The organism is Nostoc sp., from assembly GCF_036917235.1.
Taxonomy (GTDB): domain Bacteria; phylum Cyanobacteriota; class Cyanobacteriia; order Cyanobacteriales; family Nostocaceae; genus Nostoc.
Map to the genome: position 1 here is coordinate 52,379 of NZ_JBALDU010000033.1, position 21,646 is coordinate 74,024.

Consider the following 21,646-nt stretch of genomic DNA (forward strand, 5'->3'; position numbering starts at 1 on the left):
ACCTACATCTCGACCAGAACCTACTGCTTAAGCAGTGTGGTAGATGCGGGGGAAGGATTGACCCTCTGTTTGTAAGTTAACACTACAGACGATTCAAAAAATAAGTATTTTTACTGAAAATTTTTCAGTAGTAAAAGGATGTAGTTACAGATGCTATGTAAGAAAATTAACGCTACAGTGAAGTGTAAATTGATGAGCAGTTTGTAATGCCAAACACAAATGAGAAGGACTATCAGACCGAGGCTGTGACATCGCTATGGAAAGCAGCGGCAGAAGCAGCTAAGTATGTAGAAAAAGTTATTACCTCAGAAGATTATGTAGTTGATAAATCAAAGTTAGAAGCGGCTACCAAACTTTTGGAAATTGCCTTTAAGCCCAGAGGAACACCATAAATCTCCGTTCTTAAAATAAAGTTACAGCGGCTTGATTTCATCATGTGGCGCATCCAAGAGCAGGTCAACTTCCAGATAGAGGTGGTGTTGCAGCGATTAACCCCGGTTTTTATAAGGCGAACTTTTCTCAATGATGGTTGCCGCGCTCTTGCATCTTTTCTACAAACGGTGGTAGCGTTGCGCGTTGCAGTAACTTCCGACTTAAACTTACAACTTCACCAGCTAGTTGGTGGAAGTTGGAAGTTAGTGATTGATTAATTACGATCGCGCTATGACTGCGTTGATTTGTCAATAAAACAACGCAAGTGACCAAACAGCTGATTATTTCGTTCACGAATCCAGGTTATTAACCCAGACTTATGAATAAGACACATAGCAAACCTACTTACGTAGATTATATTGTTAAACTTCCTGAGCGATCGCTGGAGGAGTTTTGTCGCTGGGTGTACCGCTTCATGGGCAATGCTCAGTTCATCTACCCTCAACATCTAGCTGAACAACACCAGAAATTTGCTTGTGCATTAATAGATCGGTATTCTTCCAAAGCCACATAAATCAGCATAATTGACCCACATGACTTTATGCTGGGCGAAATTCAAAGTGGAGACACTGGCTAATTAGTACAAAAAACTAATCTAACCCTAAACTTCGGGTTAGTGGTAATTCATGCTCAATCCTCATTCCGTAACTGCCAGACTGCACCAAAAGCGGCCCCAGCCCCAGCTAACAATCCAGTACTCATTCCTTGGATAGTTTTTTGGAATGGATCTTGGGTTAGGCACTCACTTGTAACTTTACTGTCTTCCAAGCAGAGACTACTTTCTGCCCAACCAGCAGTACCTCCTAAAATTACACCAGTTATACTACAGGAAACAATTAGCAGCAGAAGACGTTGTGTTTTTCTAGCCATAGATGGATGTTTTACTCAATTTTGTATTTTAGACTTTAAATTGGGAAAGTGTGTAACTACACTTGGTTTAGATAAAAAATTTTAGATTTTTCCATACTTGAGCCATTGTTTAATCGGGCTGCTTCAGCAAAATTCCAAATCTAAAATTCTGTCAAAGGTTAGAAACTTTAGTTGACTCTTAACTACTTTTACACATCCAAGCAGCAAATGTCAGCTGGTTTATGGCTTAAGAGGCTAACTTATGTGTATCGCTGTAGTAGTCTGTCTTAATATTGATGGGTGGGTAGGACTTTAGTCTTGAGAAAACAAGGATTAAAATCCTTCCTACAAATCCTCAAAACTAGTTTGACGTAGTATTCGGTGAGTTGTTGCCCACTGATGCTCAAAAAAATATCTACTCAATCTTCAAGTTGAAAGGCAAGCGGGCGTAGACCCCCTGTGGATCGTTCATTGAAAGCGGCGGGAAACTCCATGCCCCATGCCCAAAAACTCTATCCCCTTGTGGGTGGAGTTTTTCATCTTTTGCAGAATCTCTACTTCCTGTTGTAATTTCTAAAATTCAGCGGCGAGGGGATTGGATTGTTTGAGTTGCGTCCCCTCACCGAAAGTAGTCCGCGCTTCTTGTGTTGCCCGCCCAAAAAAGCGTTCTCCTGATTACGACCTTGGCAAGGCCAACTCATCCGCCTCGCTGTTCAAATTAGCCTATTTAGGTAGAACTTCAATAAAACAAAAAAATCTGTGTATTTAGATACTTTTTAGAGACTTTTTTTGCAAATATCATGTTATTGTAACTTAAGCAAAGCCTTGCTCAGTCAATTCAAGGAGTCATGAGTATCGAGTGGTTGATTCATGATCGATAGTAAAAAAGTTCGGTTGAAGTGGCAAAATTATTGGTTTAAAACCTTTGGTAGATGGCGCTTGTGTCCGCTAACCTGTCCAATAGAAAAACCTCATCATCGGCATGTTTTTTGGAGTTGGATCGGTAGTTTTTTAGCCATCACAGCAACGTCCTACCTTGCTGTCAAAACTAATTCTCCCTTGCTGATGGCTCCTTTTGGTGCTACAAGTGTCTTGATATTTGGTGTCCCTGATAGTCCTTTGGCTCAACCTCGTAATGTCATTGGGGGTAATCTTTTAGCTGCTATAGTGAGTCTGATAATTCTGCATTTTTTCGGTTCCTCTCCCTTGGCAATGGGAATGGCTGTTTCTAGTGCGATCGCAATTATGCAGTTTACCGGAACTGTACACCCACCTTCGGGTGCTGTTGCATTAGTCGTTATGATGACGAAACCGGACTGGCAATTTCTGCTAACACCTGCCTTTGAGGGATCGATGATTCTAGTGCTATGCGCTGTGATCTTTAATAATTTGGCAGCAGAAAGGACGTATCCAAAGCACTGGTTATAACATTGTCTCTAGAGAAAAATTAATCGTATCAAGTACAATGTAGGGGCAATTCATGAATTGCCCCTACAAAAAATTACTCAATCTTCAAGTTGAAAGGCAAGCGGGCATAAACCCCTTGCGGATCGTTCATCTTTTGCAAAATCTCTACTTCCTGTTGCAATTTTTGGAATTCCGTAGTGAGAGGATTGGCTGATTTAAGTTGCGCCGCTTCAATCCCTAAAGCAGTCCGTGCCTCTTCTGTTGCCCGACCAAAAAAGCGTTCTCCGAAGGTGCTAGTGCGAGGATATTCTTGCACTTCCCAGTCTTCTCCTAGTTTCGCCTGCTTGGCAGTATATGCGATCGCACTATCTAAACCACCAATTTCATCCACCAAACCAATTTCTTTGGCCGCCTCACCCGACCAAACCCTTCCTTGGGCAATTTCTGCTACTTTTTGTTCTGGGAGTTTGCGACCTTGAGAAACTTTATTCAGAAACATATTATAAATACGGTTAACACTGCGCTGATAAATTTCTAACTCTTGAGGCGATTTCGGACGGGAAACTGTTTGACTATCAGCATAGCGTGCAGTTTTCACTGAATCCCAAGTAATACCATTATTATTAGCCAGCTTTTCCCCATTGAATAGCATCCCAAACACTCCTATGGAACCTGTAATGGTATTTGGTTCTGCAAAAATGCGATTAGAGTCGCTAGCAATCCAATAACCACCAGAGGCGGCGACATCACCCATTGATACTACAACTGGTTTTACCTCACGAGTTAATTTCACTTCTCGCTGCATGACTTCAGCTGCGGTAGCGCTTCCACCAGGACTATTAATCCGTAATACAACTGCTTTCACATCCTTATCTTGTCGCAGTCTGTTGAAGATTTTCGCAAAGCGATCGCCTCCTACTTGCCCATCTTCTCCTTTACCATCGACAATTTCGCCCTCAGCATAAACAATGGCAATTTGATTTTTGGAGTTACGTTCTACACCTAAAGATTTACCAGAAACTTGTGCGTAGCTATTCAGGCTAATTTGTCGGAATGTTTTGTCTTCTTTATCGCTATTTGTCAACTTTTTGAGGTCAGCGACAACTTCATCGGGGTATTGTACTCGATCGACTAAACCGCTAGTTTTGGCTTGTGTGGCTTCTAGTAAAGACTGATTATCTGCGATCGCTTGCAATTTATCAGGTTCAATTTTGCGACTTGCGCCGACAGCAGTGCGCCACTCTCCCCAAACATCATCCAACAATTTCTGAGTTTGTTCGCGGTTTTCTGGACTCAACTTGTTAAGAATAAACGGTTCAACAGCCCCTTTAAATTTTCCTACTCGCACGACTTGAACCCCAATGCCATACTTCTGTAATGCTCCCGCTAAAAACATTGGTTGTGAACTCAAACCGTTAACTTCCATCATCCCCAGAGGATTAAGGACAATGGAATCTGCCACTGAACTAACGTAATATTCCTTTTCACTCCAATCACTGCCGTATGCAACAATCTTTTTCCCCGCAGCGCGAAACTCTTCCAGCGCTTTCCGAATTTCTTTTAGAGAGGCATAGCCGACGTTACCAGCTTGGCTGGCATTTGTTGCATCCACATAGATCCCGACAATGCGCGGATCGCGTCGCGCCTTTTCCAAAGTTTCCACAACTTTGCGGAGTGCCATTCTATCTTCATCGACACCTGATATTGTGTTTTGAAACAGTTCCCCGGAACTAGGTTCGCTATCAGTAATTTTCATTGACAAGTCAAAAACCAACACTGACTTATCTTTCACATTTGGCCCAGTATCTTTAGACGAGCTAGCAGCCAATATCAGCAAGAACAGTCCAGTGGTTCCCAAACCACCGAAAATAATTAGTCCTAGTAAAGTGCCAACTAAACTAGCAAAAGTTTGTTTGATAAAATTACGCATTAGTTATTTAGTTATTAGTTATTGGGTATGGGGCAAAACATTTCCGTTAGCGGTAGCGGGGCATTGAGCCAGTTCTGAGTAAAAAAGTGAGATTCCCCACTCAGCACTCTTGAGGGAGATTGAGCATTTACAAATGATCTATTTACCTATTCTATGCCCTGTAAACTACCAGAGTGCTTTAACTGATACAAGGTAGCATTGCCAGTACAAAATAAGACTGTGGTGATTTCAGCGATTAATACTTCAGCCAGTTCCGCAACTGCTGTCTCTGATGTTGCTGCTGCTTGCAAAAAAGGCATTGCTAAACCAGCTATATCTGCTCCCAAGGCGATCGCGGCTGCAACATCCAATCCATGACGTAAACCTCCTGAAGCAATTAAGGGTACATTTGGAGCGATCGCTCTAATAGTTGTAATACACTCTGCCGTCGGTAAACCCCAATCTGCAAAAGTCCTCCCTAAGCGACGTAGCAAGGGACTTTCTGCCCGTTCGCTTTCTACTTTTGCCCAAGAAGTACCCCCCGCACCAGCGACATCAATTGCTGCTACTCCAGAAGCGAAAAGTTTTTGGGCGATCGCTGCTGAAATTCCGTTACCAACTTCCTTTGCAATTACTGGCACTGGCATCTTACTGCACAAATCAGATATCTTGTCAAGCAAGCCACGGAAATTAGTATCACCTTTGGGTTGAATGCACTCTTGTAGAGGGTTAATGTGTAAAATCAGGGCATCAGCCTCTAAGATATCAACTACCCGTAGACATTCATCTAAGCCGTACTTATAGTTAAGTTGCACAGCCCCCAAGTTCGCAAATAGTAGAACATCGGGCGCATACTTGCGGATAGCAAAAGTATCAGCCACCTGGGGTTTTTCCACCGCTACCCTCTGGGAACCGACACCCATTGCAATTTTGTAGTGTTGTGCGGCTTGGGCCAAACGTTGGTTAATGATTGCGGCTTGTTCTGTTCCGCCAGTCATGGAAGAAATTAACAAGGGTGCGTCAAGGTGTTTCCCCAGGAAAGTTGTACTGATATCAATATCATTGTGGTTGAGTTCGGGTAAGCAAGAATGGGTGAAACGATAACGTTCCAGTCCATTGGTGATTTGATCGCACTGAACGTCTTCTTCTAAGCAGATGCGAATGTGATCGGCTTTGCGATTCTGAGTTTGTGCAGAGATATTGGTAGGGGCGTTCACTGGTGGGTATGACTAAAAGTATTGACTTGCGATCGCTATTGTTACATTGTCTGCAACCGTCTTTTGATAACAAAAATATTTATTTTGGCTATCTTGAAGGTACGTTACGCTATTGATAACATACCTATTCCCTCATTTTATGAGTTAATTAATATGGTTTTACAAACAGAAAAGCGCTACTACACCCCAGAAGAATATTTGGAATTAGAAGAGAAAGCTGAATATAAAAATGAATACAGAGACGGAGAAATTATACCCATGACAGGAGGAACAACTAACCACAACAACATTGCAGGTAATTTTTACAAAAAATTTCCCCTGACAGTACAAGAACAAAATTATAACATATATATAGGCGATGTTAAATTATCAATACCTCGTTATCGCATTAATACTTATCCTGATGTTATGGTCATCAAAGGTAAGCCTATTTACGAGGGAACAGGTACAACAATTATTACTAATCCCTTGTTAATTGTTGAAGTCTTATCAAATTCAACTAAAAATTATGACAAAACAGATAAGTTTAAATATTATCGTTCAATTCCTGGTTTTCAAGAATATATCATGATTGACCAGTATAGTTTTGCTGTGGAACAATTTGCCAAGCAAGCAGAAGGTCAATGGATTTTTAAGGAATATGAAGGTGAAGATGCAGTTTTAGTCTTAAATTCTATCGATTTTAAAATTACCTTGCGTGATATTTACGAACGGGTGAATTTTGAGTTGATTGAGGAATAAAACAGTAGACAAACATCATTATAATTGCGATCGCCAATTAAAAGCGATCGCCTGAGATTAGTGAAAGTATGGTAGGTAAAAGTTAGCAGACGCGATCGCGGCAGTTCGTCTTTAAATGGCTAGAAGGCGATAGTGAAACATCTGATGACTCAACAAAATGGCGATCGCAGAGCAAAATAACTTGTATTGAGCAATCAAAGGCGAAGTGCTTAGAATAGCACCTCACAACTCATACTTAGAATAATGGTGAGACTGCTAATCATGATTCAATAACCACAAAATTGTTTTCGGTTAGTGACAATCCAGCTGATAGTTGGGCAAATTTTACCTGAGTAAACCCAGACGCACTGCCATCTTGGTCAAAGAATAGTCCACCTGTCGCACTGTTGTAGATAAATCGTTGAGCGATCGTCGTTGCAGATGTTCCGATGGTAAACTGACTTTTCTGAAGTGAACCTATTAATAACCCGCCACCAAAACTAGCAGCCGATACCTGAATGATTTCATTAGTGGCATTAAAGTTATAAATACTGTCAACACCTTCATTGTAGCTATTGAAAGCAAAGGTATCAATACCAACTCCTCCAATTAGGCTATCATTGCCATTGCCACCTGTCAGATAGTCGTTGCCATTACCACCAATGAGTGCGTTATTACCAGAGGCACCAGAGGCTGTAAGAGTATCATTACCATCACCACCAGAGAGGAGATTAGCACCTGATGAATAATTAACAATCAAGCGATCGTTACCAGCACCACCGTTGAGCGTGTTACTGCCAGAGACAGTATAAACTTCATATAAGGAGTATAAGGAGACTGAACCAGAAACGGTGAGAGTATCATTGCCATTGTCCCCATTCAGTAGGTTATTACCTGATGAATAGTTAGTAACTAAGTTATCATCGCCAGCGCCACCATTGAGGGTGTTATTCCCAGAAATAGCAAAGAGAGAGAAATTACCTTGGTAGTCATTGTAGTCGCCATAGGCAAAAAGAGTATCATTGCCATCACCACCATCCACCAGGTTATTACCATCTGAAAACTTAGCGCTTAAGTAATCGTTACCCGCACCGCCGTTGAGAGTGTCATTGCCACCATAATTGCTATAGATTTCATCGCCCCCAGAGAGCGTATCGTTGCCATTGCTCCCCACAATATTGTCATTTAAGGATGTACCTGAGATATTTAATTGTTCGATATTCTTGTAACTAACCCGATCTGTGCCTGCCGTAATCGAGCCAATGTTAGTAGTGGCATTGAAAGTTGAAGTGATTCCTCTAGTAGGATTGCCGAAACGCACGGTCAATAAATCTTCACCTATCCCCCCATCGATTGTATCATTGCCACTATCGCCCCCAGAGAGCGTATCGTTGCCATCGTTCCCCACAATATTGTCATCTAAATATGTACCTGAGATACTCAATCGTTCGATATTCTTGTAACTAACCCGATTCGTGCCTGCTGTAATTGAGCCAATGTTAGTAGTAGCATTGAATGTCGTTGTGATTCCTCCACCAGGATCGCCGAAACGCACGGTCAACAAATCGTAACCTATCCCCCCATTGATCGTATCATTGCCACCATCCCCCCCAGAGAGCGTATCGTTGCCATCGTTCCCCACAATGTTGTCATTGGAGCTTGTACCTGAGATACTCAATCGTTCGATATTTTTGTAACTAACCCGATTCGTGCCTGCTGTAATTGAGCCAATGTTAGTAGTGGCATTGAATGTCGTTGTGATTCCTCCAGAACCACCGTAATTGGCAGACAAAAAATCGTCACCTATCCCCCCATCTACCGTTTGAGTCACGAAGTTAGAGGAGCCACTATTACCGCTGCTTACATAGAAGGAATCATTGCCATCGCCCCCAGAGAGGAGGTTATCGCTTATTGCAGAGTCAACATTTAAGGTATCGTTACCAGCGCCACCATCGAGCGTGTTATTCCCAGAGGGAGCATAGCCTTGGATGTAGTCCTTCCTTGAGGCAGAGAGATAATCATTCCCATCGTCCCCCTTTAGTAGGTTATTACCTGATGCATAGTTAACATTTAAGGTATCGTTACCAGCGCCACCATCGAGCGTGTTATTCCCAGAAGTGCCAAAGACTCCGAATTCAAAGTCATAGAAGCCTCTAGCATCAAGAGAATCATTGCCATCCCCCCCAGAGAGCAGATTATCGCCTGTTGAAAGGCCAGCACTCAAGGTATCGTCACCAGCCCCACCGTTGAGAGTGTTGTTGCCAGACACATAGCCATAGAAGTCGTATCCGTTAGGGCCGAGTCCAAAGAGGGTGGGAGAGGTATCAAGAGAATCATTCCCATCGCCCCCAGAGAGCAGATTATAGCCTGTTAAATCGGAATTATCCGATAGAACATCGTCACCAAAACCACCAATGAGAGTATCATTGCCTGCGCCACCTCTCAAAAGGTCGTTGCCACTTTTCCCGTCAATAATGTCATCACCTGCTTGGCCATTGATTACATCATCCGAATTATCAAAGCCGTTGATATTGTTGGAGAGGTCGTTAAGGAAGGTGACTGTGTTTTTGTTGAAGATGGTGCTTTGGGTGGAGTTGGTATCGAAGACATCAAAGCTATCTGTGGTGCTAGTTTGCCCATCAAACACGATATTGCTGACCTGGGCTAAATTGTCTAGGTTTTCTAGGGCAAAGTTCTGCAAGACCACTTTGAAAGCAAGCGCATTTTCAAAAGTGATTTCAGTGTTGTTACCATTTTGAGTTAATTGCAGATTTCTCACAATTAATGTGTCATCAAAATCAGTTCTTCTAAATTGCAAGCTATCCGCTTGGGCAATCACCGCTGCTGATGGGTTTGAGCCTTTACCAATGCCATCGAAATCCGTGATGGTAATAGTACCACTATCAAAGACATCCCGCTGAAAAACAAATTTATCCTTGCCGCTGCCGCCAGTTAAAATTTTATTGAGCGAATCAGCACCACTATAAATGATGTTATACGCACCACTATAAAATGTGTCATTTCCATTGCCACCGTTGAGGGTGTTATTACCATAGATGTCATAGGCGAAGAGAGTATCATTGCCATCACCTCCAAAGAGCAAGTTATTGGCTTTTGGATCGCTAGCATCGAAACCGAAACTATAATCGCCTATCAAATCCTTAACATTTAAGAAATCATCACCAGCGCCACCGTTTAGGATATTATTTCCCGCACCAGTGTCAAGAGTGTCATTGCCGGCGCCTCCAATGAGAGTATCATTGCCATCACCCCCAATGAGAGTATCATTGCCTGCGCCACCTCTCAAAAGGTCGTTGCCACTTTTGCCATCAATAATATCATCGCCTCCTTGACCATTGATGACATCATCTGAGTTGTCAAAGCCGTTGACATTGTTGGAGAGGTCGTTAAGGAAAGTGACTGTATTCTTGTTAAAGATAGTGCTTTTAGTGGAGTTAGAATTGAAGACATCAAAGCTGTCCTTGATGGTAGTTTGCCCATTAAACAGGATATTGCCGACCTGGGCTAAATTGTCTAGGTTTTCCAGGGCAAAGTTTTGCAAGACCACTTTGGAAGAAGGCACTCCTTCAAAGGTGATTTCTAAATCGTTACCATTTTGAGTTAATTGCAAATTTTTGGCAGTCAATTGCTCAGATCCTGTAAATTGCAAGGTATCTGCTTCGGCAATCACCGCCACTGATGGGTTTGAGCCTTTACCAAGACCATTGAAATCGGTGATGGTACCAGAAGCACTTCCGACGTTGATAGTGTAAACAAATTTATCCTTGCCGCTGCCACCAGTTGTAAAGTTATTGTTAATATTGTCACTATAAAAAAAAGTGTCATTCCCATTGCCACCGTTAAGGGTGTTACTACGATAGGGAGATGTGGCATTTAAGTTAGAGGTCAAGAGAGTATCATTGCCATCGCCTCCAAAGAGCAAGTTATTGCCTGATGAATCTTCAGCATTTAAGGTATCATCACCAGTGCCACCGTTGAGGGTAGTATTGCCTGATGAATAGTCAACATTCAAGTAATCGTCACCAGCATCACCGTTGAGGATGTCGTAGCTTCTGTTACCGTATAGTTTATCGTCACCTACTAAACCATTAATCAGGTCATTACTCGTTGTCCCATAGAGGGTATCATTGCCGTTAGTGCCATTGATATTTGCCATAACCTTCCTACCTATCTAAATCGATTTTTTCAGTAACTTTCAGTTGTCAATTTGTAGCTAGTGCTGTTTTATGGCACAAATAACTCATCAAAAATTAACTTTTTCGGCATACTTTTAGTCACCCTTGTGAGAAAACAATTTTTATTTCAATATTCACCCTGTTAAGGAACTTGCAAGTAGTAATTATCTAGCTATCTCAAATACCGCTTACAATGAGATATATATTTTTTTAGGAAAAAATATATATCCCATTGGTAGCAGGAAATCTGTGTAACTCTACCACGTGTCGCCTCTAACAAAAATTAATTCTATATTGTCTTATTGACGGGTATAACGATGTTTTACCCCAATCGGGAAATATTCAAAATCACCCATTGGCGCTAATGCAACTTGTGGTGTTTGATATTCTGCGGGAACATAATTAGCAAACTCGCTATTGAGGCGTAACAGTTGTGAAAGAATAGAAGATGCGATCGCAAGTCTTTGATCTTCACTACCCTCTACCCCTACCGCTAATTCTACAACCACAGATAAAAATCGATTCTTGTCAGTATCTTCCTTCACCTGCAACACAAACTTACCCGTCACCCATTCTTGAATTCCTGGTTGTTCTAATCCCACCGTTACATTTTCGGGATAGATATTCGCACCAAAGTAAGAAACTGTAAAATTAGAACGACCAAAGACATAAACAAAAGGTAGCTGATGAATACCTCTAGCTGATTCTTGAGTGTCAGAACAGAGATTTTCAAGCGGGTTAAATCCCCATTCAGCTAAAAATTGCAGCATGGCATCATAACTAATTATCCCGCCAGTATCCAAGATGTCATAACGCACTAAGGGAATACCGTTATCTCCCGAAAACAGCAATCCGCCATCTTGAACTTCAAAAAAGCGATTGCAAGGATCGTATTGTACTAATGTGGGTAAACGCGATTCCCCAAATAAAGCTCTAGCTGCATCGGGATTTTGTGCCAAAAAACGGCGAATGCAGATACTTAACGGTGTTTCATTACCTAAAACTCCTGCATCAGCAGTGCCGTAAAGTGATGCAAAATCATAACAAGGATTTCGCGAACCAACTCTTTGGGCAACTAAACTCCGCCATTCTTCGCTAAATACTTCTCCCGCCATCACTAATTTAATCTGATATTGCTGCCACTCCACACCACGAGCGATACCAGTATCAATTACATCTTTTAAAAATGGCGGGTATCCCAATAACACCACTTGCTCAAAACCTGAGCCTAGTTCCTGCACAACTCGCAAGATTTCTTCTTTGTTGTTACCAGGAGTAATTACAGTGATGAGATAACCTTTGCTAGCAAGATAACGACAGCAATTAGTGGTAAACATCCCACCTACCCAAGTGCCTAAAGAGAAACAAATCACTGCTAGGGTACGTCTAGTATCTGTATAGAAACTATCGTGAAAAATCTGTTCAAAGCGTGTGGCGATTTGGAGTTCATCTGTGAAAAAACGAGGCCAAAATGTCGGTTTCCCACTAGAACCTGATGAAGCAGCTATCATGTCGCACTCTTGGAGTTGTCCGTTACGGCACAAGTCAGGTAAGGGATAACGCAGTATATAATTTTGTTTAGCGATCGCTGGTAGTTTTTGAAACTCCTCTAAGGTTTGAATAGTCGCGGGATTAATTTCCCTTTCTGCTAAAAACGCCTTGTAGGCTGGTACATTCGCCGCCACATCGTGAAATAAACTCAAAGCTGCCGAAGTTTGAGTGTTGAGATGCCTTTGCAGTATGGTTTCTAGAGGGGTAGATAAAAAATCTTCAAATGCTTTAATTACTTGCTGCTGTCTTGATTTGCCGTTCATGACGCTTGCTTATTTATCCTGAAGTAGAACCAACACCGTTTAAAATAATTCGTAATTCGTAATGACGCTCCTGCGTCCCTAACGCTGCGCTAACGTAATTCGTAGAATATCCGAAAATGAGGGTATGCGCGTTGTAGTCATTCAATAAAACCTTAATTTATCCTTCAGCACCATGCAGCTCTATTGCAGTAAACAACACACAAATAATGGTAGTAACCGCTTTTGCACCCATTGTGGTGAACCATTACCTCTTGCTGTGGGACAGGTTGTGGATAATCGCTATCAAATTATCCGTCATTTAGGACAGGGCGGCTTTGGACGCACCTATTTGGCGGAAGATATCAATAAATCACATCAAACCTGTGTGCTGAAGGAATTTGCACCCCAAGTACAAGAAAATCAAGATTTACAAAAAGCTAAAGAGTTATTTGAGAGAGAAGCGAATGTCCTGAAAAAACTCCAGCATCCACAGATTCCACGTTTTCACGCCTCGCTACAAGTGAAGATAGGCAGTAAAGATTTTTTCTTTTTAGTGCAAGATTATGTGGATGGTGACAATTACTACCAGTTATTAGAACAGCGTGAAAGTCAAGGCAAAACCTTTAGTGAAGAGGAAGTAATTACCCTCCTGCAACAGATTTTACCTGTGTTATCCTACATCCACTCACGAGATGTAATTCATCGTGATATCTCTCCCGATAATCTGATATGGCGGCGTTCTGATAATTTGCCAGTGCTGATTGATTTTGGTGGCGTTAAGCAATTGCCAGCTTCTCAGGGTTTTTGGCGTACCAAGTTGGTTGGAAATAACACTCTGCTGGGTAAAAAGGGCTACGCTCCAGAAGAACAGCTACGGCAGGGCAAAGCATTTTTTAGTAGTGATTTATACTCTTTAGCGGTGACAACATTAGTGTTAATCACAGGTAAAGAACCGCAGAAATTATACGATAGCTATCAGGGAATTTGGGGATGGGGCAAGGAAATCCAAGTTAGTCCCAAACTAGAAGCAGTGTTAAAAAAGATGCTGGCTTATAGACCGAGCGATCGCTACCAACGAGCCGAGCAAATCCTCAGAGATTTACCATCGCCAACTGCAACTAAATCTCCAGGCAATTATATTACCACCAAGATCAAGACAATGGTCGTTGCTCCGGGAAGACAACGCGCCAGTGCGGTTATGAGTAGATTCCAGAGGCAAACGCAAGCGATTGCTAAACCGAGAACTTTCCCTGTTTGGATTCGCCCTTTTATGATGAGTTTAGGGGGAACGGCTTTAGTTGGCTTAACTTTAGCGGCGGGAAATGCAGCTATTCGGGCCGTAACTTCAATCACCATCCCATCAATTTCATTACCTTCATTACCGCAAATCCCACACTTTCCAACTGGAAAACCAGCCGGCGACAAAGGAAAAAATAGCGATCTCCAGAAAATTATCAGTCGTCGTCAAGAGTTAGAAATTACTGAAGGATTTTTTATTCGCACAGTAGATGATTTATTTTATACAAAAAAGCCAGAATTAAAAGGACGTAGCCTGACATCTAAACCTGAAGATGCTGGTTTACGAGATGAATGGTCTGATATAGCTGATAATTTATTGGATAAACTAGAACAGGCTAACCTAAGTACAGCAGTTCGTCGTAAATTAGGGAACTATAGTCAAAAAGATTACGATACATGGAGACAACAAGCGCGATCGGGACAGTTTGGGAACTATACAATCGATCAGTTGACCAAAGACACCAATGAAAAATTCGATCGGTTGTTTCCCGATCAGCAGCGTAGGAAACTCAATCAACAGACTTTTGGTCAAATTTGGTATGCGATCGCAGCCGATCGAGTCAGTAAAGTACAATCTGGCAAATAAGGCGACTGGGGAAGAGTAACTTAATAACAAATGACAAATGACAAGTGACAAATGACAAAAATATATTGTTCTAAAGGACATGAAAATTCCCCAGGTAGTCGCTTTTGTCTCCAGTGTGGCGAAAATTTGTTGGATAGGCCCATGAGTTATAGTATCCAACCGGGACTGACTTTAGGCGATCGCTATGTAATTGTGCGTCAAATTGGCCAAGGTGGCTTCGGACGCACTTATTTAGCTGAAGATGTCAATCGTTTCCGCGAACTTTGTGTTTTAAAAGAATTTTCCCCTCAAGTTCAAACCGCTTACGTTGTCCAAAAAGCTGAAGAACTCTTTGAGAGAGAAGCAAGTGTTCTTTATAAACTGCAACATCCCCAAATTCCCCGCTTCCGGGAACTGCTGCGGCTGAATTTAGGGGGCAAAGAATATCTGTTTTTGGTGCAAGATTATGTAGAAGGGGAAACTTACAATTCTTTGTTAAATGCCCGGATACAAAAGGGTTTGCGCTTTACAGAAGTAGAAATACGCCAATTGTTCCAGCAAATTTTGCCGGTGTTGGAATACATTCACTCACTAGGAGTAATTCATCGAGATATTTCTCCAGATAATTTAATGCTTCGGACTGTTGACAAACTGCCAGTTTTAATTGATTTTGGCGGTGTCAAACAAGTAGTAGCAACTGTGGCTTCCGAATATTACCAACCCGGTATGGCTGCACCTCCGCCAGCACCAACCTTATTAGGTAAAATCGGATTTGCGCCCCCAGAACAAATGCAAACTGGGTTAGTATCCCCCCACAGCGACTTGTATGCTTTAGCAGCAACAATGTTGGTTTTACTGACAGGGAAACAACCCCAAGAACTAATTGATACCTATACTCTCAGTTGGCAATGGCGACGGGAAGTTAATCTGAGTCAAGATTTGGCACAGGTATTAGATAAAATGCTATCTGCCAGACCAAGCGATCGCTATCAATCAGCCCGTCAAGTACTCCAAGCCCTCAACTCACCGCCAGCGAACTATCCGCCAATTCAATATCCCACTCCACCACAACCCACATCCGCCACCGTCGCCGTCTCCCCACCTCCTCCTCCTTCCTCAACCCCTCCATATCCCTCATATCCCTCATCTTCCCCCTCTTCTTCCTGGTGGACACCAACAAAAACCTTTCTTGTGGCGGCGCTAGTCGCTGGTAGTGTGGGATTAATTTGGTGGGGATTGAATGGCAGACGAGATATCGGGCAAGTCGAACCTAATCCTACAGCCAGTCCCATTCCAACTGGCGAACAACCAACCGATCCTTTAGCGCAATATTCGCCAGCAGAACGAGAACGCAAAGAAAAATTAAGCGATCGCCGTCAACAGTTGGGTATTGACTCTAACTTCTACGTGAACTTGGTGAATCAAGTTTTTTGGGATACAAATCCCAGTTTACGAGGACGCACTCTCAGCAATGGCCCTGAAGATGAGAGTTTGCGCGCAGAGTGGGATAAAACAGCTTCGGAATTACTAGAAAAGCTTGCACCACTGAGTAATAATGCACGGCAAAAGCTGGGAACTTACACAACTGCTGAACGCGATCGCTGGAAAGCAGAAGTCAACAAAATCAACGTTGGTAGCCGTTCTTTGTATGATTTGGGAGATAGTGCGTTCTTACGTGTATTTCCTGAACAGCGGGGTAAAAGTTTTCAAGGTCAGCCCATTGGACAAGTTTGGTACGGATTTGTTAGCGATCGACTCAGTGCTATCCTCGACGGTAGCGCTTTCCAGAAACTTGTTTTTGATCCTGGGGCTACTAGCAAAACAGTCAATGGTACTCTCCAATCTGGTGGTGGTAAAGTATTCATTGCTGGACTTGCCAAAGACCAATCTCTGGACTTGAAGCTAGAAGCAAATTCCCAAGTCTTGTTATCAGTCTATTCACCCTCTGGCAAAATTCGATTTTTAGAAGACTCTACCAAGCGTAGTTTGTCAACTAAATTACCAGAAAATGGATTTTATGAGTTTGTTGTAGTTTCCACAGCAACGAAACCAGTAGATTATCAACTCACTATTACAGCAGAAAATCCCACAGTTCCCCCATCACCAACACCCACGCCCACCGAAACATCCACGCCGACGCCAACACCTACGCCCACACCAACTCCCACGCCTACTGAAACCTCCACACCTCCTGAACCTACACCAATACCAACTCCTGAGACAACGCCCTCGTAGTCTGTCAAGTTTAAATTGATAGGTAAGCAAGTTCGTAGTAAGCACTTTAGTCCTTAATTTTCTAAGCACTAAAGTGCTTACTACAAACTTTTAATTACTAACTTAAATATTGTAGTAGTGGCTTTCAACCTGTCTCTACTACACCTAAACGCAACGCAATTCGCTGGTGCTTCGTTGGATCGTAAGGTCTACCTCTGTGCATCACCTGTGAGTTGTCCCAAAAAAGAATATCTCCTGGCTGCCAAACATGGGAGTAAACTGGCGTGCAGTCTAGAACAGTCGCAAACAAATCCTCCCAGAAACGTTTTGCTTCTTCTGGTCGATCTTCCATACCAACTGCGATCGCAGTGTCCGAACCTAAATATAATCCCTTTTTACCAGTGACTTTGTGAGTGGATACAATGGGATGCAGTTTCTTCGGTATATCAGTATCTACATTGGGTTTTTTAGACATCATTGGTGGCGAGTGATACATCGACATCTGCTCTAACTGCTGCTGCTGTTGAGGATCTAGATTAGTGTACGCTTCTACCATATCGAGGAACTCGGTAGTGTGAGGTTGCCCATCTATACCTTCCGGCACTTGTATCCCATAAAGCATCACAATATATAGTGCGTTCATATCCAGTCCCTCTGCACGGGGGAGACCATCTTTATCATGATGCCATTGCCACGCATACTTCCCGGCTGCATCGGCAACCGGCCCTTTAGGATTGCCCAATATATAGACATTTTGGCTTTGTAAGTCTGGACTAATATCAGGATCTAATGTTTTAGGAGGACCGCCAAACATAAAATCACCAAAAGTCTGCTTGGCAAATTCTTTTAATTGTTGTGCGGTAAGCTGTTGCTGTCTGACGACTACAACGCCATGTTTCCAAAGTGATTCCTTTAATTCACGCGACTCTATTTCTGTGAGGCAGTTAAGATTGCAACCGCGCAGGACTTCAATTCCGAGTCTTGGGTGATGCTGGATTGGTTGTTGTTGAGTAATTTGAGTCATTGCTATGCATTTATTTTGGGAGCAAACTATATAGTTAATTAGTGTAAATAGAACATTTGTTTAGTAGCATCTTACCTAAAAAAGTTGGTCAAATATATTAAATATTGAAGGGGCTACTAACGCTCTTTTTTACTCTGAAAAAATAAAATATTTGTAGCGACTTTCTTGAACAACAGTGAAACCCAACAAAATCAAAGATTATTGGTGTTGGGTTTCGTTCCTCAATCCAACCTACGCATAGATTTATAAAAACTTATTACAACAAAGGTTTCTAACTTTTATCTCGTGAAAGTCATAAAACAGTGCTAATCAAAGTCTGTCGGTAAATTTGGTTGGCGATAATGTTGAAAAAGTCGATTTATTTGTGCTGGTGTCACACGTCCGAGAGAAAGTTCTGGTAACGCACCTTCAGGGAAAAAACCTACTTCTTCAGTTTCAATACTTGATGATGGAGAACCACCAATAAGTTCACAGTGAAAAAACAGCTTGTAGACATAAAACGGTAATGGTGGATGTCCCTGTTTGTTTCTGTCATAGACTGCTAGAAGTTTGATAGCGCGTGCTTGATATCCAGATTCTTCATATACTTCTTTCACAACTGACTCACTGGCAGACTCGCCAATATCAGCCCATCCACCAGGTAAAGTCCAGCAGCCGTCTACCCGTTCCTTGACTAACAATATAGTATCGTCACGGAAAATAGCTGCCCGGACATCAACTTTGGGAGTTGCATATCCGACTTCACGGCTAAATAAATCGAGGACATAGGTGTGTTCTACATTTGAGTAACTCGCCATGATTTCTGTGGCGATCGCTCGTAATTGTTTGTAACGTTCTATATCAAAAGGGCCTTCAACATAGGCTAGACCATTTTGAGCGATCGCTTGTAAATTTTGTGCCCATTCCAGCCATTTGGTTTCCACAGTTTTTTCTCCTATCTACAGTAGAGGCGCACATCTGTGCGCCCCTAACGATGGTTTAATTACCTGAAAATTGCTGTAACGTTTGTATTAAGCATCATCTAAAGCTGCAATTCCAGGCAACACCTTGCCTTCAAGTAACTCCAAGCTAGCGCCGCCGCCGGTGGAGATGTGGCTCATTTGGTCGGCTAAACCAACCTTTTCCACAGCCGCTACTGAGTCACCACCGCCAATGATGGTAGTTGTGCCAGTTTTGCCGATTTCAGCGAGAGTATGAGCGATCGCTTCCGTACCTGCTGCAAACTTATCAAACTCAAACACACCCATCGGCCCGTTCCAAATTACCGTTTTGGTATCTGCAAGAGCTTCTTGGAAAAATTTCACCGAGTCGGGCCCAATATCCAAACCCATCCAACCATCGGGGATATTCTCAATGCTAACGGTTTGAGAATTGGCATCAGGAGCAAAATTATCTGCCAATACCACATCTGTGGGAAGCAATAAAGCAACGCCCCGTTCTTTAGCTTTAGCTTCCAAAGATTTCGCTAGTTCCAGCTTGTCTTCTTCTACCAATGACTTACCAACATTCAAACCACGGGCTTTGTAGAAGGTGAAAATCATCCCACCACCAATGATTAGCTTGTCGCACTTCTCCAGCAGTGTTTCAATTACGCCAATTTTGCTAGAAACTTTGGAACCGCCAATAATTGCCGCTAAAGGACGTTGGGGATTTTCAATGGCGTTTTGCAGATATTGCAATTCCTTCTCAACCAAATATCCAGCCACAGAAGGGCTAAGGAATTTAGTCACGCCTTCAGTAGAAGCGTGGGCGCGGTGTGCAGTACCAAAAGCATCATTTACATAAAAATCAGCATTAGCTGCCAATTTTTTCGCAAATTCTGGATCGTTTTTCTCTTCTTCTTTGTAAAAACGGACATTTTCAAGTAACAGCACTTGGCCATTTTGCAACGCGCCAACTTTAGCTGCAACTTCATCACCAATGGAATCATCAGTTTTAATGACTTCTTGTCCCAGTAACTCAGACAGACGCTTGGCAACGGGAGTTAGGCGTAATTTGTCATCCACACCCTTGGGACGGCCAAAATGGCTGGCGAGAATGACCTTAGCTCCCTTCTGCGTCAAATCTTGGATGGTTGGTAGAGCGGCGCGAATGCGAGTATCGTCGGTAATGTTGCCTTGATCGTCCACAGGCACATTAAAGTCAACCCGCACTAAGGCACGTTTCCCAGAGATATCAGCCGAAGATAAACTTGCTAAACTTTTTTTGGACACACCAAACTCTCCTGATTGCCTTTTTGTTATTGTTTTGAAAGTAGAACCATCAAGATTTTACCGGAGTCAGGGGTACCCAAGTGACAGATATATTTAAGACGGTATTATTTCCTATCGATCAAAGCCGGGAAACGCGGGAAGCTGCTGATGTTGTTACCAACGTAGTCAAAAAGTACGGCAGTCGCTTGATACTGCTGTCTGTGGTAGAAGAACCACCAAAAGACGCGCCTAGTGCCGACGATCCGATGGTGTCGCCAGAGGTAGTTGCGAAACTACTGGAAAATGCCCAATCTTTATTTTCTGGGCAAGGAATTCAATCTGAAACCTTAGAAAGGCGAGGCAAACCAGCTTTTACGATCTGTGATGTTGCTGATGAAATCGGGGCAGATTTAATTATCATGGGCTGTCGGGGGCTAGGTTTGACTGAAGAGGGAGCGGATGATAGTGTTACCACTCGCGTGATTAACCTTTCCCCTTGCCCAGTGTTGATTGTGCCTTAGCAGTGTGTTGCTCAATACTAGTTGTAGTGCGATCGCTAATAAAAAGTTCTGCGGTTGCTATAAAAAGGGGGCTGAAGAAGGTTGTTCTAGATTTATTGGTGCTAAATAAAGGCATCAAGTTTTTAGCCTTAACCAAGCATTATTGCCTCCTGTCTCCTTAGCTCGACTTTATCCATTTTTTGGCAACGCTCACACTGACGCTGAAACCTTTGTAGGACAGTAGTTTTGCTTTTTCGGCTTCACCAATAATTTGTGGCGTGGAAAAAGTATTTGCCAAAAAGCCAGGGTTTTTGCCGGATAAAGTCGAGCTTAGAGCATATTTGAAAAGTCCTCTTGTCGGTATTAAAAGTTTTAGATCCCCTGTTACCCATGATGCGATCGAACTTTTTTGCAACTTATTGGACATAATGTATCCTTGCAAACCACCGCGTTCGCGGCAGCGTTCCGTAGGAATCTCGTGCCATCGGTTTTCCAGTTTTTCACGAGCAACACCAAGGACGGAGGTAATGATTTGATTCGCAGCATTCCCAAGTATTAAAAACTCAGCACTCCTTACTCCTTTTGAGGCCAGCGCCAGTTGTAGCGATTCCATTCATACATTCCTTGAATTTCATACTCAGCGCCATTGAAGAAGCGGACGACGCAATTAGTAGAGGAATCATTGCTGCATCTACGCCCGTCGTAGACATCGCTAATTTCCTCAACCTTGATCGCTATACAGGGAAACCATTCCCGCTTACAAGGTCCATCTTCTTGCACCCATTCCCATAGTGCATTGGAAACTTCAATGCGATCGCCTACTCTTAACTTCAGTGCATCCTCAAAATAAGAATACTTGTCAAAATGATATGACTCAACCCGATTCAGCCACTGCAAACCATAGCGTTGGCGAATAAATTGTACCGTTCCAGAGTCATTTTCCAGCAACCAGTCGTTGAGTAATTGCACTTTCCAAGTGCGGTTGCGTTGTTCTTCATCCTTAACAAATTGTAAAAATGCTTCTAACTCGTCTGGGGTAAGTTCGTCCAAAGGATTAGCAATATTTGACATCCCAGAGGTAGAATTTCCCTGAATTTGCTCAACCACTTGCAGTAATATCTGTTTCTGCGTGTCAGTGAGAGGACAGCTTGCTGCATCACAATCATTAAAGGCTGCGAACATAGCTACTTCAATCTCATCTGGAGTCATAAGTTCATAGCAATCGAGGGGTTATTCCCCTAATTATTACAAATGTTAAATTCAAGTCTCCAATCACCCTGTAGTTAAATTCAGGTAAGCTGAGGTTGTAAGTTAAATATTGTTTGCTAA

The 21,646-nt window shown here is 42.6% G+C and carries 18 protein-coding genes and 1 pseudogene; 8 read left to right on the forward strand and 11 right to left on the reverse strand.

The features are described 5' to 3' along the window. The first annotated feature begins 206 nt into the window (after positions 1-206). The 3 genes from V7K44_RS10450 (at position 207) to V7K44_RS10460 (ending at position 946) form a co-directional block, all read left to right on the forward strand. Complete coding sequence (locus tag V7K44_RS10450; protein WP_334931187.1) at positions 207-392, forward strand: hypothetical protein; 186 nt, start codon at positions 207-209, stop codon at positions 390-392. Positions 393-434: 42 nt separating this feature from the next. Continuing rightward, positions 435-650, forward strand: coding sequence for a hypothetical protein (locus V7K44_RS10455; RefSeq protein WP_334931189.1), 216 nt, complete (start codon positions 435-437; stop codon positions 648-650). A gap of 101 nt (positions 651-751) precedes the next feature. Next, entirely contained in the window at positions 752-946 is a 195-nt protein-coding gene (locus V7K44_RS10460) for a hypothetical protein (RefSeq protein ID WP_334931191.1), read from the forward strand. A gap of 116 nt (positions 947-1,062) precedes the next feature. Here V7K44_RS10460 and V7K44_RS10465 read toward each other — a convergent pair whose 3' ends face one another. Further along, positions 1,063-1,302 (reverse strand): hypothetical protein, encoded by a 240-nt coding sequence (locus V7K44_RS10465; RefSeq protein ID WP_104909601.1) that lies wholly within the window; start codon positions 1,300-1,302, stop codon positions 1,063-1,065. A gap of 394 nt (positions 1,303-1,696) precedes the next feature. Next, positions 1,697-1,950 (reverse strand): annotated as a pseudogene (locus V7K44_RS10470) (hypothetical protein); the annotation flags it as partial. A gap of 201 nt (positions 1,951-2,151) precedes the next feature. On the opposite strand from V7K44_RS10470, the gene V7K44_RS10475 reads away from it, so the two are divergent. Then, positions 2,152-2,709 (forward strand): HPP family protein, encoded by a 558-nt coding sequence (locus V7K44_RS10475; RefSeq protein ID WP_334931193.1) that lies wholly within the window; start codon positions 2,152-2,154, stop codon positions 2,707-2,709. 73 nt (positions 2,710-2,782) lie between these two features. Here the strand turns inward: V7K44_RS10475 and sppA are convergent, their stop codons facing one another. Next, positions 2,783-4,618 carry a signal peptide peptidase SppA gene (gene sppA / locus V7K44_RS10480; protein WP_334931195.1) on the reverse strand — a complete coding sequence of 612 codons (1,836 nt, stop codon included), beginning with the start codon at positions 4,616-4,618 and terminating at the stop codon, positions 2,783-2,785. A 146-nt stretch (positions 4,619-4,764) separates the two neighbouring features. Beyond that, positions 4,765-5,814 carry a type 2 isopentenyl-diphosphate Delta-isomerase gene (fni, locus tag V7K44_RS10485; protein WP_334931196.1) on the reverse strand — a complete coding sequence of 350 codons (1,050 nt, stop codon included), beginning with the start codon at positions 5,812-5,814 and terminating at the stop codon, positions 4,765-4,767. A gap of 153 nt (positions 5,815-5,967) precedes the next feature. Here fni and V7K44_RS10490 point away from each other — a divergent pair, with 153 nt between their 5' ends. Then, a complete protein-coding gene (locus V7K44_RS10490; RefSeq protein ID WP_334931198.1) occupies positions 5,968-6,555 on the forward strand; it encodes a Uma2 family endonuclease in 588 nt (195 codons plus the stop codon). Positions 6,556-6,814: 259 nt separating this feature from the next. On the opposite strand, the gene V7K44_RS10495 is transcribed toward V7K44_RS10490, so the two are convergent. Together V7K44_RS10495 and V7K44_RS10500 are read right to left on the reverse strand one after the other, a co-directional pair. Further along, positions 6,815-10,711 (reverse strand): beta strand repeat-containing protein, encoded by a 3,897-nt coding sequence (locus tag V7K44_RS10495; RefSeq protein ID WP_334931200.1) that lies wholly within the window; start codon positions 10,709-10,711, stop codon positions 6,815-6,817. Between the two features lie 318 nt (positions 10,712-11,029). Then, a complete protein-coding gene (locus V7K44_RS10500; RefSeq protein WP_334931202.1) occupies positions 11,030-12,544 on the reverse strand; it encodes a phenylacetate--CoA ligase family protein in 1,515 nt (504 codons plus the stop codon). 172 nt (positions 12,545-12,716) lie between these two features. On the opposite strand from V7K44_RS10500, the gene V7K44_RS10505 reads away from it, so the two are divergent. Then, complete coding sequence (locus tag V7K44_RS10505; protein ID WP_334931204.1) at positions 12,717-14,408, forward strand: serine/threonine-protein kinase; 1,692 nt, start codon at positions 12,717-12,719, stop codon at positions 14,406-14,408. Between the two features lie 51 nt (positions 14,409-14,459). Continuing rightward, on the forward strand, positions 14,460-16,622 hold the full coding sequence (locus V7K44_RS10510) for a serine/threonine-protein kinase (protein WP_334931206.1): 2,163 nt from the start codon (positions 14,460-14,462) through the stop codon (positions 16,620-16,622). Positions 16,623-16,746: 124 nt separating this feature from the next. On the opposite strand, the gene V7K44_RS10515 is transcribed toward V7K44_RS10510, so the two are convergent. The 3 genes from V7K44_RS10515 to V7K44_RS10525 form a co-directional block, all read right to left on the reverse strand. Beyond that, positions 16,747-17,625 carry a TauD/TfdA dioxygenase family protein gene (locus tag V7K44_RS10515; RefSeq protein ID WP_334931208.1) on the reverse strand — a complete coding sequence of 293 codons (879 nt, stop codon included), beginning with the start codon at positions 17,623-17,625 and terminating at the stop codon, positions 16,747-16,749. Between the two features lie 305 nt (positions 17,626-17,930). Beyond that, positions 17,931-18,548, reverse strand: a complete 618-nt coding sequence (locus V7K44_RS10520; protein ID WP_334931210.1) for an NUDIX hydrolase — start codon at positions 18,546-18,548, stop codon at positions 17,931-17,933. Between the two features lie 87 nt (positions 18,549-18,635). Further along, a complete protein-coding gene (locus V7K44_RS10525) occupies positions 18,636-19,838 on the reverse strand; it encodes a phosphoglycerate kinase (protein WP_193948422.1) in 1,203 nt (400 codons plus the stop codon). Positions 19,839-19,927: 89 nt separating this feature from the next. Between V7K44_RS10525 and V7K44_RS10530 the strand changes: the two genes are divergently transcribed. Continuing rightward, positions 19,928-20,338 carry a universal stress protein gene (locus V7K44_RS10530; RefSeq protein WP_334931468.1) on the forward strand — a complete coding sequence of 137 codons (411 nt, stop codon included), beginning with the start codon at positions 19,928-19,930 and terminating at the stop codon, positions 20,336-20,338. Positions 20,339-20,495: 157 nt separating this feature from the next. On the opposite strand, the gene V7K44_RS10535 is transcribed toward V7K44_RS10530, so the two are convergent. Further along, entirely contained in the window at positions 20,496-20,930 is a 435-nt protein-coding gene (locus V7K44_RS10535; protein ID WP_334931212.1) for a hypothetical protein, read from the reverse strand. Next, on the reverse strand, positions 20,891-21,526 hold the full coding sequence (locus V7K44_RS10540) for a hypothetical protein (protein WP_334931214.1): 636 nt from the start codon (positions 21,524-21,526) through the stop codon (positions 20,891-20,893). Before V7K44_RS10540 ends, V7K44_RS10535 begins: the two co-directional genes overlap by 40 nt. Positions 21,527-21,646: the final 120 nt, after the last annotated feature.